Annotated in this window: 15 protein-coding genes; 14 read left to right on the top strand and 1 reads right to left on the bottom strand. The window is 61.6% G+C overall.

Annotation, left to right across the window (positions count from 1 at the left end; genetic code table 11):
- Nucleotides 1-11: 11 nt before the first annotated feature.
- From fabG to OUY36_RS14000, 10 genes are all read left to right on the top strand, one after another.
- The gene (gene fabG, locus OUY36_RS14045; RefSeq protein WP_063539885.1) at nt 12-755 is read left to right on the top strand and encodes a 3-oxoacyl-ACP reductase FabG; all 744 of its coding nucleotides are present in this window, start codon (nt 12-14) and stop codon (nt 753-755) included.
- A 194-nt stretch (nt 756-949) separates the two neighbouring features.
- Nucleotides 950-1186 (top strand): acyl carrier protein, encoded by a 237-nt coding sequence (gene acpP, locus OUY36_RS14040; RefSeq protein WP_003283670.1) that lies wholly within the window; start codon nt 950-952, stop codon nt 1184-1186.
- A gap of 164 nt (nt 1187-1350) precedes the next feature.
- Nucleotides 1351-2595 (top strand): beta-ketoacyl-ACP synthase II, encoded by a 1245-nt coding sequence (fabF, locus tag OUY36_RS14035; RefSeq protein WP_063539884.1) that lies wholly within the window; start codon nt 1351-1353, stop codon nt 2593-2595.
- Nucleotides 2596-2597: 2 nt separating this feature from the next.
- Nucleotides 2598-3413 (top strand): aminodeoxychorismate lyase, encoded by an 816-nt coding sequence (pabC, locus tag OUY36_RS14030; protein WP_267934780.1) that lies wholly within the window; start codon nt 2598-2600, stop codon nt 3411-3413.
- Nucleotides 3410-4480: an endolytic transglycosylase MltG gene (gene mltG / locus OUY36_RS14025; RefSeq protein ID WP_267934779.1), complete on the top strand. Its 1071-nt coding sequence runs from the start codon at nt 3410-3412 to the stop codon at nt 4478-4480. The genes pabC and mltG overlap by 4 nt, the downstream gene beginning before the upstream one ends.
- Complete coding sequence (gene tmk / locus OUY36_RS14020; RefSeq protein ID WP_267934778.1) at nt 4477-5109, top strand: dTMP kinase; 633 nt, start codon at nt 4477-4479, stop codon at nt 5107-5109. The genes mltG and tmk overlap by 4 nt, the downstream gene beginning before the upstream one ends.
- Nucleotides 5102-6088: a DNA polymerase III subunit delta' gene (locus OUY36_RS14015; protein ID WP_110776496.1), complete on the top strand. Its 987-nt coding sequence runs from the start codon at nt 5102-5104 to the stop codon at nt 6086-6088. Before tmk ends, OUY36_RS14015 begins: the two co-directional genes overlap by 8 nt.
- Nucleotides 6089-6118: 30 nt before the next feature.
- Complete coding sequence (locus tag OUY36_RS14010) at nt 6119-6475, top strand: PilZ domain-containing protein (protein WP_037043113.1); 357 nt, start codon at nt 6119-6121, stop codon at nt 6473-6475.
- Between the two features lie 113 nt (nt 6476-6588).
- Nucleotides 6589-7374 (top strand): TatD family hydrolase, encoded by a 786-nt coding sequence (locus OUY36_RS14005; RefSeq protein WP_063539879.1) that lies wholly within the window; start codon nt 6589-6591, stop codon nt 7372-7374.
- A gap of 85 nt (nt 7375-7459) precedes the next feature.
- On the top strand, nt 7460-8854 hold the full coding sequence (locus OUY36_RS14000; protein WP_208216293.1) for an amino acid permease: 1395 nt from the start codon (nt 7460-7462) through the stop codon (nt 8852-8854).
- Nucleotides 8855-9072: 218 nt separating this feature from the next.
- On the opposite strand, the gene OUY36_RS13995 is transcribed toward OUY36_RS14000, so the two are convergent.
- Nucleotides 9073-10206: an aminotransferase class V-fold PLP-dependent enzyme gene (locus OUY36_RS13995; RefSeq protein ID WP_267934777.1), complete on the bottom strand. Its 1134-nt coding sequence runs from the start codon at nt 10204-10206 to the stop codon at nt 9073-9075.
- A gap of 76 nt (nt 10207-10282) precedes the next feature.
- Between OUY36_RS13995 and OUY36_RS13990 the strand changes: the two genes are divergently transcribed.
- From OUY36_RS13990 to OUY36_RS13975, 4 genes are all read left to right on the top strand, one after another.
- Nucleotides 10283-10903 (top strand): TetR/AcrR family transcriptional regulator, encoded by a 621-nt coding sequence (locus OUY36_RS13990; protein WP_003299617.1) that lies wholly within the window; start codon nt 10283-10285, stop codon nt 10901-10903.
- Nucleotides 10904-10924: 21 nt separating this feature from the next.
- The gene (locus OUY36_RS13985; RefSeq protein WP_267934776.1) at nt 10925-11821 is read left to right on the top strand and encodes a radical SAM protein; all 897 of its coding nucleotides are present in this window, start codon (nt 10925-10927) and stop codon (nt 11819-11821) included.
- A 111-nt stretch (nt 11822-11932) separates the two neighbouring features.
- Nucleotides 11933-12544 carry a DUF4823 domain-containing protein gene (locus OUY36_RS13980; RefSeq protein ID WP_267938176.1) on the top strand — a complete coding sequence of 204 codons (612 nt, stop codon included), beginning with the start codon at nt 11933-11935 and terminating at the stop codon, nt 12542-12544.
- Between the two features lie 50 nt (nt 12545-12594).
- On the top strand, nt 12595-13161 hold the full coding sequence (locus OUY36_RS13975) for a DUF1285 domain-containing protein (RefSeq protein ID WP_267934774.1): 567 nt from the start codon (nt 12595-12597) through the stop codon (nt 13159-13161).
- Nucleotides 13162-13198: the final 37 nt, after the last annotated feature.

Below are 13198 nucleotides of genomic sequence, written 5' to 3'. Positions count from 1 at the left end.
AGGAGAACGCTATGAATCTGCAAGGTAAGGTGGCACTGGTAACCGGTGCGAGCCGCGGCATCGGCCAGGCCATTGCCCTTGAGCTGGGCCGTCAGGGTGCAATCGTGATCGGGACGGCGACCACGTCTTCAGGCGCCGAGCGCATCGCCGAAACGCTGAAGGAAAACGGTATCGAAGGTGCAGGTCTGGTGCTCGATGTCGGTAATGACGAATCGGTCAGCAGCACGCTGGAGCACATTCAGCAGCACCTCGGGCAGCCGGCGATTCTGGTCAACAATGCCGGGATAACCCGCGATAACCTGATGCTGCGCATGAAGGATGACGAATGGTATGACGTCATCAATACCAATCTGAACAGCCTGTATCGCCTGTCCAAGGCGGTGCTGCGCGGCATGACCAAAGCGCGCTGGGGTCGCATCATCAATATCGGTTCGGTGGTTGGTGCCATGGGCAACGCAGGGCAGGTAAACTACGCCGCAGCCAAGGCCGGACTGGAGGGTTTCAGCCGTGCATTGGCGCGGGAAGTCGGTTCGCGTGGCATTACGGTGAACTCCGTGGCGCCTGGTTTCATCGACACCGACATGACTCGCGAGTTGCCGGAAGCCCAGCGTGATGCGCTCTTGGGGCAGATTCCCCTGGGGCGTCTCGGTCAGGCCGAAGAGATTGCCAAGGTCGTTGCTTTCCTTGCTTCTGACGGCGCTGCCTATGTTACCGGTGCCACGGTGCCGGTGAATGGCGGCATGTACATGAGCTGAGTGTGACGCCAAACGCAGGAGGACAGTCATAACGGCTGTCTTTAAATTAGCTATAAAACTGCAGCTGATTTATAGATAGATGGTTGAAGGCGGCGTCATGCTTGCCTGCTTCCAGCTTGAAATGCGGAAAACGCTTTCTATACACTACCGCGCAAACCAGCTGCCTGATTTTTCCATAGGAGTGAAAACAAGGTATGAGCACCATCGAAGAACGCGTCAAGAAAATCGTTGCCGAGCAACTTGGCGTTAAAGAAGAGGAAGTAACCAACAGCGCTTCCTTCGTCGAAGACCTGGGTGCCGACTCTCTTGACACCGTTGAGCTGGTGATGGCTCTGGAAGAGGAATTCGAGACCGAGATCCCGGACGAGCAGGCTGAGAAGATCACCACCGTTCAGGAAGCCATCGATTACATCAACGCGCACGCGCAGTAAGTTGTAATCCGCTCGGAATCAAGAAAGCCGCACTGCCTTGATCGGGTAGTGCGGCTTTTCTTTGAGAGGGGTTTTATCGAGACTGCGGGCGCTTGCCTTGCGCTCGAACCGTTCCTGTCGCGGCAGGAGTGAGCCAAGTACGTTTAGGTATAGGAGTAATCGCTGTGTCGCGTAGACGCGTCGTAGTCACCGGGATGGGCATGCTTTCGCCTCTGGGTAACGATGTGCCAAGCAGCTGGCAGGGTATTCTTGCTGGTCGCAGTGGTATCGGCCTGATCGAGCACATGGATCTTTCGGCCTACTCCACTCGTTTTGGCGGGTCGATCAAAGGCTTCGATGTCGAGCAGTACCTGCCAGCGAAAGAAGCTCGCAAGCTTGACCTTTTCATTCAGTATGGCCTCGCTGCGAGTTTTCAGGCTGTGCGTGATTCGGGCCTGGAGATCACCGATGCCAATCGCGAGCGAATCGGCGTGGCGATGGGCTCGGGTATCGGTGGCCTGACCAACATCGAGAACAGCTGCAAGGCACTGATGGAGCAGGGGCCGCGGCGTATTTCGCCGTTTTTCGTGCCTGGCTCGATCATCAACATGGTGTCCGGTTTCCTGTCGATTCACCTTGGCCTGCAAGGCCCCAACTATGCGATCGCCACAGCGTGCACCACAGGCACCCATTGCATCGGCATGGCCGCGCGCAACATTGCCTACGGCGAAGCCGACGTGATGGTTGCCGGCGGTTCCGAGATGGCGGCCTGCGGGCTCGGCATTGGTGGCTTCGCCGCGGCGCGCGCACTTTCCACGCGCAACGATGACCCGGCAGGGGCGAGCCGGCCGTGGGACAAGGGGCGCGATGGCTTCGTGCTCTCCGACGGAGCCGGGGCGCTGGTGCTCGAAGAGCTCGAACATGCCAAGGCACGCGGTGCGCATATCTATGCCGAGCTGATCGGCTTCGGCATGAGCGCAGACGCCTTCCACATGACCTCGCCGCCCGACGACGGAGCCGGTGCGGCGCGCTGCATTCGCAATGCGCTGAACGACGCCCAGCTGAACGTCGAGCAGGTGCAGTACATCAACGCTCACGGAACCTCGACGCCGGCTGGCGACAAGGCCGAGGCTGCCGCCATTCGCAGCGTATTCGGTGGCCACGCCTACGAGCTGTCGGTGAGTTCGACCAAGTCCATGGTCGGTCACCTGCTCGGTGCGGCTGGTGCCGTGGAGGCGATCTTCAGCGTTCTGGCCATCCGGGATCAGGTGGCGCCGCCGACCATCAACCTGGAGGAGCCGGACGAAGGCTGTGACCTCGACTTCGTGCCGAATCAGGCCAAGCCGCGGCCGATCGACGTCGTCGTGTCCAACTCTTTCGGGTTCGGTGGAACCAACGGCTCGCTGGTGTTCCGCCGGTTCGCCGAGTGACGTTGAGCTGGTTGAACGGGCGGCCCGCAGAAGGGTTGCCCGTTCACGATCGCGGACTGGCCTACGGCGATGGGTTGTTCGAAACGATCCGCGTGACGGGCGGCCGGGCGCATCTGCTGGACCGGCATCTCCAGCGTCTGGGTGAAGGCACGCGACGCCTCGCCATTCCCGTCGACATAGACGAGTTGCGCAATGAGCTACTGCGGTTCTGTCAGGCGCTCGGCCAGGGTGTCGCCAAGCTGATCGTCACACGCGGCACCGGTCAGCGCGGCTATGCACTTCCACAGCCCTGTCAACCGCGGCGCCTGCTGCTGGGATCGCCGCTTCCCGCTTACCCAGCGCAGCATGCCGATGACGGTGTTCGGCTCTTTCCTTGTGACACGCGCCTGTCGGAACAGCCGAGGCTCGCGGGGATCAAGCATCTGAATCGACTCGAACAGGTGCTGGCGCGTGCCGAGTGGCAGGATCCAGCTTTTGCCGAAGGGCTGATGCGGGATCTGTCCGGCCGGGTGATCGAGGGCGTGTTCAGCAATCTCTTCCTGGTTGCCGATGGCCAGCTGCGGACGCCCTCGCTTGCCCGGTGTGGCGTTGCCGGCGTTATGCGCGCTGAAATCATGGCTCGCGCCGCCGGACTGGCGCTGCCGCTCAGCGAGTGCGACGTCAGCTATGCCGAACTGATGCAGGCCGACGAGGTTTTTCTCTGCAACAGCCTCTACGGCATCTGGCCGGTCACAGGTTTGGCCGAGTGTGTCTGGCCGGTCGGTCCGCTGACCCGTAAACTGCAGACCGTTGTTGCCGACCTGTTGAGTGATTCGTGATCCGTAAACTTCTTGTCTTGCTGCTGACGGTGTCCCTGTTGGCAGTAATTGCGCTCGGGCTGTTCGCCTGGAAGCAACATGCTGCGCTGGAGCAGCCCTTGGCTGTGACTGACGAGCCTTTGCTGCTCGATGTGCGGCCAGGCGATACGCCCAGCGGTGTATTCCAACGGCTGGAGGCCGACGGCGTGCTGGAAGATGCGTTCTGGCTGCGCCTGTACTGGCGCCTGAACCTGTCCGGGCAGAGCCTGCACAGCGGTGAGTATCGCCTCGCGCCAGGCATGACTGCGCGGGACATGATCGGACTCTGGCAGCGGGGCGAGGTTGTGCAGTACAGCCTGACCCTGGTGGAGGGCTGGAATTTCCGTCAACTGCGTAGTGCGTTGCAGAACCAGCCAAAGCTGGAGCAGACCCTGGATGGCCTATCCGATGCGGAGATCATGGCGAAACTTGACGCGCCGGAGCTGCATCCGGAAGGGCGTTTCTTCCCGGATACCTACCGTTTCACTCGCGGAGCGTCCGACCTGGACCTGTTGCGCCGTGCCTTCACTCGCCTCGAACAGGTGCTTGAGGAGGAATGGCAGCAGCGTGCGCAGGGGTTGCCGTACAAGGATGCCTATCAGGCATTGATCATGGCCTCGATCATTGAAAAGGAAACCGGTGTGCCGGAAGAGCGGGGCGAGATATCCGGCGTCTTCGTGCGCCGACTGGCGCGCGGCATGCTTCTGCAGACAGACCCGACGGTGATCTACGGCATGGGCGAAGCCTACCGGGGGCGCATCACTCGCAACGATCTGCGGACGCCGACGCCATACAACACCTACACCAACGCTGGCCTGCCGCCGACGCCGATCGCCATGGTCGGACGTGAGGCGATCCGGGCCGCACTGCATCCGGTCGACGGCTCCAGTCTTTATTTCGTCGCCCGCGGCGATGGTAGCCACGTCTTCAGCGACACCCTTGAGCAGCACAACCGTGCGGTACGCGAGTATCAGCTCAAGCGTCGCGCCGATTACCGTTCCAGTCCGCCGCCCCGGCAGGCCCCGGCCAATAGCGAGAACGCTCAATGAAAGGACTCTTCGTCACCCTCGAAGGCCCCGAAGGCGCGGGCAAGAGTACCAATCGAGAGTACCTGGCAGATCGCCTTCGAGCCGGGGGGCTGGATGTGGTATTGACCCGCGAGCCCGGTGGTACGCCACTGGCCGAGCGCATTCGTGACCTGCTGCTGACGCCTGCGGACGAACCGATGGCGGTCGATACCGAGCTGCTGCTGGTGTTCGCCGCGCGCGCGCAACACCTGGCGCAGGTTATCCGTCCTGCGCTGGCGCGAGGGGCGGTGGTGTTATGTGATCGCTTCACCGATGCCACCTACGCCTACCAGGGCGGCGGTCGTGGCCTGCCCCTTGAGCGGATCGCGCAGCTGGAGACCTTTGTACAGGGCGATCTACGCCCTGACCTGACGCTGATCTTCGATCTGCCAGTGGAAGTGGGACTGGCACGAGCGGCCGCACGGGGACGCCTCGATCGTTTCGAGCAGGAGGGCATGCGCTTCTTCGAAGCGGTGCGCAGTGCCTATCTGCAGCGCGCGGAAGCAGCGCCTCCGCGCTATCGCGTCCTCGACGCCGGACAACCGCTCAGCGCGGTCCAGCGTGATGTCGAGGCGCTGATTCCCGAGTTGCTGGTGCGCCTCGATGGCTGACGTGCTTCCCTGGCAGCTTGATCTTTGGCGGCAGCTGGCGGGGCGTGCTCAGCATGCGCACGCCTATCTGCTGCATGGCCCGGCAGGTATCGGCAAACGCTTGCTGGCCGAGCAGCTGATGGCGCTGTTGCTCTGCCAACGGCCGGTCGATGCCCGCGCATGTGGTGAATGCAAGTCCTGCCAGTTGCTTGCCGCGCAGACCCACCCGGATCATTACATCCTCGAGCCCGAGGAGGTCGACAAGGCTATCCGGGTCGATCAGGTCCGTGATCTGGTCGGCTTCGTCACCCAGACGGCGCAGCTGGGTGGGCGCAAGGTGATCCTACTGGAACCCGCCGAGGCCATGAACCTGAATGCTGCCAATGCGCTGCTCAAGAGCCTCGAGGAGCCATCGGGCGATACGGTGCTACTGCTGATCAGCCATCAGCCCAGCCGCCTGTTGCCGACGATCAAGAGCCGCTGCGTGCAGCAGGCCTGCCCATTGCCGGGGCGACAGCAGTGCCTCGACTGGCTCGCCGCGCAGCTGCCTGAGCTTGCTCCCGAGCTTCGTGAGCAGTTGCTGACCCTTGCCGCTGGGTCGCCGCTGGCGGCGCTCAAACTGCACGAGCAGAAGGTCCTGGAGCTGCGTGCGCAGGTGGTCGACGGTGTGAAGAAGCTGCTCAAGCAACAGCAATCGGCCAGCCAGCTCGCCGAAGGTTGGAACGCGCTGCCACTGATCCTGCTTTTCGACTGGTTCTGCGAATGGGCGCATCTGATCCTGCGTTACCAGATGGCCGGCGATGAAGCGGAGCTCGGCGCGGCCGATATGCAGAAGGTGCTGCAGTATCTTGCACAGAAATCCTCGCAGCAAAAAGTGATCGCGCTGCAGGACTGGTTGCTCGAGCATCGACAAAAAGTGCTGGGCAAAGCCAACCTCAACCGTGTGTTGCTTCTCGAAGCGCTGCTGGTGCAGTGGGCAACGCTGCCAGGCGCGGGCTAGAATCGACCGACTTTTCGTTAGGAACACCGCATGAGCCTGCCAGCAAACCTTGGTCCGCGTAACGGCATCCTGTCTCTGACCATCAAGGACAAATCGGTGCTCTATGCCGCGTTCATGCCATTCATCAAGCATGGCGGGCTGTTCATCCCGACCAACAAGAGCTACAAACTCGGCGACGAAGTGTTCATGCTGCTGAACCTGATGGACGAGCCGGAGAAGATTCCGGTGGCTGGCAAGGTGGTCTGGATCACCCCCAAGGGTGCCCAGGGCAGTCGTGCCGCAGGCATCGGCGTGCAATTCAACGAGGGTGACAACACCGCGCGCAACAAGATCGAAACCTATCTGGCCGGCGCGCTGAAATCCGATCGGCCGACCCATACCATGTGATCGTCGGCGTCCCGGTGCGTTACGTCAGGCGCCATTGTGCCGCCTGCCTTTTCTGCTTCCCCGCCATTTGCTCTACAATCGCCCCTTTTCTGCGATAGCAAGTTGCGCCCTCCATGCTGGTAGATTCCCACTGTCACCTTGACCGACTCGACCTGACCGCCCATGACGGCTCGCTCGATGCAGCGCTCGATGCAGCCCGCGCGCGCGGAGTCGGGCACTTCCTGTGCATCGGGGTCAGCGCCGACAACGCGTCGGCGGTCAAATCGCTGGCCGAGCGTTATGCCGATGTTGACTGTTCGATTGGCGTTCATCCGCTCGACCTGGAGCCGACCAGCCAGCCGGCATTGGACTGGCTGCTAAGTGAGCTGCAGCATCCGCATGCCGTTGCCATCGGCGAGACGGGGCTGGACTACCACTACGAACCCGAGGCGGCCGAACTCCAGCAGCAGTCGTTCCGCCTGCATCTGGAGGCTGCTCGGGTCACCGGCAAGCCGGTCATCGTGCATACCCGCGCCGCGCGCGCAGACACCTTGGCCCTTTTGCGCGAAGCTCAGCTACCCCAGGCCGGTGTACTGCATTGCTTCACCGAGGATTGGGAGATGGCCAAGGCCGCGCTGGACCTCGGTTTCTACATCTCGCTTTCGGGCATCGTCACCTTCCGTAATGCAGATGCCTTGCGCGAGGTCGCTCGGCAAGTCCCTGCCGATCGGCTGCTGGTGGAGACCGACGCCCCTTATCTCGCGCCGATTCCGTACCGTGGCAAGGCCAACCTGCCCCAGTACGTACGCGAGGTGGCGGAGTTCCTTGCGCAGTTGCGTGGTGTTTCCTTCGAACATCTCGCGGAGCAGACCACCGCCAACTTCAGATCCCTGTTTCCGCTGGCACGGGTTCGCGGCTGACGACGACCGCTATTTCCGTGCTGTGCACCCTGCCTGATCTGCTGCGCGCACTGCGCACTCCGTACTTTATCCGCAAGGTGGCGTAATGACCGCTGAGACGCTGCACACCGGCCCGTTGCAACGAGGCCTGAAAAACCGTCATATCCAGCTGATCGCCCTGGGCGGGGCGATCGGCACCGGCTTGTTCCTAGGCTCCGCCGGGGTGCTGAAGAGCGCCGGCCCGTCCATGATCCTGGGTTACGCTATCGGCGGCTTCATCGCCTTTCTGATCATGCGTCAGCTCGGTGAAATGATCGTCGAAGAACCGGTAGCCGGTTCCTTCAGCCACTTCGCGCACAAGTACTGGGGAGGCTACGCAGGCTTTCTGTCCGGCTGGAACTACTGGGTGCTATACGTGCTGGTGGGCATGGCCGAACTGACGGCGGTGGGCAAGTATGTGCAGTTCTGGTGGCCGGAGGTGCCGACCTGGGCAACCGCCGCCGCCTTCTTCGTGCTGATCAATCTGATCAACCTGAGCAACGTGAAGGCCTTCGGTGAAACCGAGTTCTGGTTCGCCATCATCAAGGTCGCCGCCATCATCGGCATGATCCTGCTCGGATTGTTCCTGCTGGTGAGCGGGCAGGGCGGCGAGCAGGCGAGCATCAGCAATCTCTGGAGCCATGGCGGCTTCTTCCCCAATGGTTTCAGCGGCATGGTGCTGGCGCTGGCGATCATCATGTTCTCCTTCGGCGGCCTGGAGCTGGTCGGCATCACAGCAGCAGAGGCGTCCGATCCGAAGACGGTGATTCCCAGGGCGATCAATCAGGTTGTCTACCGCATCCTGATCTTCTATATCGGCGCACTGACCGTGCTGCTTGCGCTCTATCCGTGGGATGGGCTGCTGCAGACATTGGGGGCAGCGGGCGATCCCTACAGTGGTAGCCCCTTCGTGCAGATCTTCTCGCTGATCGGCAGTGAAACCGCAGCTCACCTGCTCAATTTCGTCGTGCTCACCGCCGCTCTGTCGGTCTACAACAGCGGTGTGTACTGCAACAGCCGCATGCTTTACGGCCTGGCTGAGCAGGGCGATGCGCCGCGCAGCCTGATGAAGGTCAATGCTCGCGGTGTGCCGGTGCTCGCCATTGCGGTCTCGGCTGTGGTGACACTGCTCTGCGTGCTGGTGAACTATCTGCTGCCACGGGGCGCACTGGAGCTGTTGATGTCACTGGTGGTGGCCGCGCTGGTGATCAACTGGGCGATGATTAGCCTGGCCCACCTGAAGTTTCGGCGGGCAATGCAGCGCCAGGGCGTGGAGCCGAGCTTCAAGGCGTTCTGGTTCCCATTTAGCAATTACCTGTGCCTGGCTTTTGTCAGCGGCATTCTGGTGATCATGTTGTGGATTCCCGGTATTCGCTTGTCGGTATTCGCCATCCCGTTCTGGATCGGCTTCCTCTGGCTGTGTTTCCGATTGCGAGCGCATATACGCGATGCGTCGGCGTGATGAGGTCTTTCAGGGGCGAAAAAAAACCCGGATTCCTGAGAAGCCGGGCCAAGACCATTAGGAGTATGAAATCGCAATCCAGGCGACCTCATCTGGCCAGGCAGTGGGGGGATTGCCTAGCCAGTGACTCAAGTATTAACGCTGCATTAGTTATCTGCTGGCGGATTTCCGCGCTTTTTAAACGCTTTTGGAATACATGTCTCGCTGACTGATCGCCGTCAGTGCCTTGCCAGCTCCTGCAGGAGTGCCACGGTTTCATCGATGACGCGCTGCGGTGTGTAGAAATGCGGCGAGAAGCGAATGCCGCCGCCGCGTAGGGCGCAGACGACCTGCTCTGCCTTCAGTCGCTCGAATAGCGCCGCGTTGTCCCAGCCTTGCAGGCGGAACGTGAGGATACCGGCCCGTCGGTCGGGCGTTGTCGGCGACAGGATGTCGACGCCGTCCAGTTCTACAAGCCCCTGACACAACCACTCGATTCGCTCATCGAGCTCGGCTGCGACCCGCTCCATGCCAACCTCCTCCAGCAATGACAGGCTTGCCTCGAGGGCCATCGCGCCGAGCAGATTGGGACTGCCACATTCGAAGCGCCTCGCGCTGCGCGCCGGTTCCCAGTCCGTGCGATCGTAATCGCCGGCATGTTCCAGCATGTGCCAACCGTACTCGTGCAGTTTCACCTGATCACGCAGGTCGCTGCGGCAATAGAAGACACCCAGTCCTTCCGGACCGAGCATCCATTTATGGCCGTCGGCCATGGCGAAGGCGCAGCGATTGTGCTGAACGTCGAAGGGCAGGGCGCCGAGCTGCTGGATCGCATCGATGCACAGCAATACATCACGTTGCTCGCAGCCTTCGCCCAAGCGCGCAAGATCCAGGCGCAGACCACTGGCGTACTGCACGGCGCTGATTGCCATGAGCCGCACCCGTGGTCCGCAGGCCGCCAACAGGTCGCCTTCCGGATCGTCGCCTTTCAGGCTCACCTGGACGACTTCCACACCGAGTGGGCGCAGCGCCTCCCAGACGACACGGTTGGACGGGAACTCCTCATCGCTGATGACGATGCGATCGCCGCGTTTCCAGTCCAGGCCAAAGGCGACGAACGACAGCGCTTCGGAAGTGTTCTTGACCAGTGCTACGTCGCCACTGCTCGGCGCGTTGAGCAGGCGCTTCAGGCGCTGACGCAGGCTGCGCTCCACCGTAAGCCATTGCGGATAGTCCCGTGCGCCGAGAGTGGCGTTCTGCTCGGCGAAGGCGCTGACGGCTCGGGCAGCTCGACGGGGCCACGGCGCGACGGCAGCATGGTTCAGATATCGCAAATCGACTATTTGTGGAAATTCGTCATTTATGTGAATCATCGCTGGATGCCCCGTGCATTTGATGACCGGTTAGGCATAATGGCTGCCTCGTTTTTCTCCTCAAAGCAGCCTTCCTATGCAGAATGAACCTCGTAAGGTCCGCGAATTTCGTCGCCGTGAACAGGAAATCCTCGATACCGCGTTGCAGCTTTTTCTCGATCAGGGAGAGGACAGCGTTACGGTCGAGATGATTGCCGATGCGGTCGGCATCGGCAAAGGCACGATCTACAAGCATTTCAAGTCCAAGGCCGAAATCTACCTGCGCCTGATGCTCGACTACGAGCGCGACCTGAACCAGATCCTCCACTCTCCTGACCTGGATCGCGACAAGGAAGCGCTGTCGCGCGCCTATTTCGAGTTCCGCATGCGCGACCCGCAGCGTTACCGTCTGTTCGACCGCCTCGAGGAGAAAGTGGTCAAGGGCAACCAGGTGCCAGAGATGGTCGAGCAGTTGCACAGCATCCGCGCGTCCAACTTCGAACACCTGACCCAGCTGATCAAGGGCCGCATCGCCGAGGGCAAGCTGGAAGACGTCCCGCCGTACTTCCACTATTGCGCCGCCTGGGCCTTGGTGCACGGAGCCGTGGCGCTGTATCACTCGCCGTTCTGGAGCAATGTGCTGGAAGATCAGGATGGCTTCTTCCAGTTCCTGATGGATATCGGTGTGCGCATGGGCAACAAGCGCAAGCGCGATTGATTGGGCGACGGGCAAGAACCGATGAGCATGCGCGATTTCCCCATCCGTTACATCGAGCCGGTTTTCCGGCCACCCAGCGAGGCGCACTCGCTGATCCTGCCGGTGACCAATGGCTGCTCCTGGAACGCCTGCACGTTCTGCGAGATGTACACCGCGCCGCAGAAGAAATTTCGCGCCCGCGATGAAGCCGAGGTGCTCGAGGAGATCCGCCGCTGCGGTGAGCAGCTGATCGTTCAGCGGGTGTTTCTGGCCGACGGCGATGCACTGGTGCTGCCGACCCGAAGGCTGCTGACGATCCTCGAGCAGATTCGTCAGTGCCTGCCGGAGGTGCAGCGGGTCTCCAGCTACTGCCTGCCGAGAAACCTGCGCAAAAAGTCGGTCGAGGAGTTGCGCGAGCTGGCGGACGCCGGGCTTGGCATGGCCTACGTCGGCGCCGAATCCGGCGACGACGAGGTGCTGGCGCGGGTCAACAAGGGCGAAACCTACGACTCGACCCTGAGTGCGCTGGACAAGCTCGGCCAGGCGGGAATTGCCCGTTCGGTGATGATTCTCAACGGTCTCGGTGGAAGGGCGCTGAGTCGGCAGCATGCGCGCAATTCCGCACGTCTGATGAATGCGGCGCAGCCAGAATTCCTTTCTACCCTGGTGGTCAGCTTCCCGCAGGGCGATGCGCGCTTTCGCGAGGGATACGAAAACTTCGAGCCGCTGACGCTGACTGACCTGCTCGTCGAACTGGCTTGGCTACTGGGCGATCTCGAGTTGCGCGACACGGTTTTCCGCAGCGATCACGCGTCTAACTACCTGGTGCTCAAGGGCTCCCTGGGCGCCGACAAGCTGCGGCTGATGAGCCAGCTACGCGAGGCGATCGACGATCCCCGCAACGCGCCTTTGCGCCAGGAGTGGCAGCGCGGACTATGACCGCAGATGTGCATGGCCGCTGTGAACTCGCGAAGAGGCAATATGGCGTGGATGCTGCATTGCCGGTGCGATTGCCGGTTTTCCGTCGCCGGCCTCCTGGAGGATGAGTCCATGCGTTTCCTGTTAGGCGTGCCAGGTTTGCTGGCGCTGCTTGTCCTGGCTGGCTGCATGAAGGTCAGTGATATGGCCGAGGGTACCCGCTATCACCTTCGTGACGCCGGCGTTCTTGACCACAGCGACACGCGTCGCTCCAGCTCATGGCGTCTGCAACCGGATTCCTTCATCTATATCGCGCAGGGCCATTTCGCCCCGTCGGGTGATGTCTATCCACGGCCGAATGTGGTGGCGGAGGAAGCCTTCAACGGTTTCGTCGAATACTTCCCGCTGGTCCGCCGTGCTCGCGAGCCGGCCGGATTGGAGGAAGCCATGGCACAGGCCTCGGCGGTCGGCGCCCATTACCTTCTCTATCTGCGCTATGCGGCCGCAGATGATCATATCGGTAGCTTTGACGAACTGAATGAGCAGCGCGCGCTGGATCGACTCGGCGTGGACTCCGGCGTGGTGCAACTGATGCTGATCGAGACGGGGACCCGCTATTTGGTCGACACCGCGCGTATTCGCAGCCGCGGTGGACTGTTGGGGATCTATGACGCTCGGCCCGAGCATCTTCTGCGGCCGCCGCTTGAGGACTATGCTCGTCGGTTGCTGGGTCTGTCACGCTGAGCGATGTGGCAGTATCGAAGCGGAAATAGCTGCGAAGCGAGGAGATCTGGATGAACGATACAGGCAAGGCGGGCGACTTGCTGGCTCAGCTCTCGGCCAGCGAGAAGAAGGGGCTGCCGCCGGTGCATTTGTGGAATCCACCGTTCTGCGGCGATCTCGACATGCGTATCGCGCGTGACGGTACCTGGTTTTACCAGGGCACGCCGATCGGGCGGCCGGCGATGGTTCGTCTGTTCTCCACGGTTATTCGACGCGACGGCGACGATTACTTCTTGGTCACGCCGGTGGAAAAGGTCGGCATCCAGGTCGAGGATGCACCCTTCGTCGCGGTGCGGCTGGACGTGAGTGGGGAGGGCGAAGCGCAGCTGCTCCGTTTCATCACCAACGTCGACGATGTCGTGGAGGCCGGCAAGGAGCACCCGCTGCGCGTCAGCCTCGATCCGCAAACCCAAGAGCCGTCGCCGTACATTCACGTGCGTGCCAATCTCGAGGCGCTGATTCATCGCAACGTCTTCTATCAGTTGGTGGACCTGGCTGTGCCCGGTGATGTAGAGGGCGAGAGCTGGCTCGGCGTATGGAGCGGCGGCGTGTTCTTTCCCATCGGCCGTGCCGAATAGTGATCGCTGTATTTCGCTGTCAGCACCGATAAAAAAG

It is taken from the genome of Stutzerimonas sp. R40042 (genome assembly GCF_026642215.1).
Taxonomy (GTDB): Bacteria; Pseudomonadota; Gammaproteobacteria; order Pseudomonadales; family Pseudomonadaceae; genus Stutzerimonas; species Stutzerimonas frequens.
This window is presented reverse-complemented; position numbering and strand designations above follow the sequence as displayed.

Bases quoted from the DNA above. Each gene is read 5' to 3' on its own strand.
- fabG (WP_063539885.1), top strand. From the start codon at position 12: ATGAATCTGCAAGGTAAGGTGGCACTGGTAACCGGTGCGAGCCGCGGC.
- acpP (WP_003283670.1), top strand. From the start codon at position 950: ATGAGCACCATCGAAGAACGCGTCAAGAAAATCGTTGCCGAGCAACTT.
- tmk (WP_267934778.1), top strand. From the start codon at position 4,477: ATGAAAGGACTCTTCGTCACCCTCGAAGGCCCCGAAGGCGCGGGCAAG.
- OUY36_RS14015 (WP_110776496.1), top strand. From the start codon at position 5,102: ATGGCTGACGTGCTTCCCTGGCAGCTTGATCTTTGGCGGCAGCTGGCG.
- OUY36_RS14010 (WP_037043113.1), top strand. From the start codon at position 6,119: ATGAGCCTGCCAGCAAACCTTGGTCCGCGTAACGGCATCCTGTCTCTG.
- OUY36_RS14005 (WP_063539879.1), top strand. From the start codon at position 6,589: ATGCTGGTAGATTCCCACTGTCACCTTGACCGACTCGACCTGACCGCC.
- OUY36_RS14000 (WP_208216293.1), top strand. From the start codon at position 7,460: ATGACCGCTGAGACGCTGCACACCGGCCCGTTGCAACGAGGCCTGAAA.
- OUY36_RS13995 (WP_267934777.1), bottom strand. From the start codon at position 10,206: ATGATTCACATAAATGACGAATTTCCACAAATAGTCGATTTGCGATAT.
- OUY36_RS13990 (WP_003299617.1), top strand. From the start codon at position 10,283: ATGCAGAATGAACCTCGTAAGGTCCGCGAATTTCGTCGCCGTGAACAG.
- OUY36_RS13985 (WP_267934776.1), top strand. From the start codon at position 10,925: ATGAGCATGCGCGATTTCCCCATCCGTTACATCGAGCCGGTTTTCCGG.
- OUY36_RS13980 (WP_267938176.1), top strand. From the start codon at position 11,933: ATGCGTTTCCTGTTAGGCGTGCCAGGTTTGCTGGCGCTGCTTGTCCTG.
- OUY36_RS13975 (WP_267934774.1), top strand. From the start codon at position 12,595: ATGAACGATACAGGCAAGGCGGGCGACTTGCTGGCTCAGCTCTCGGCC.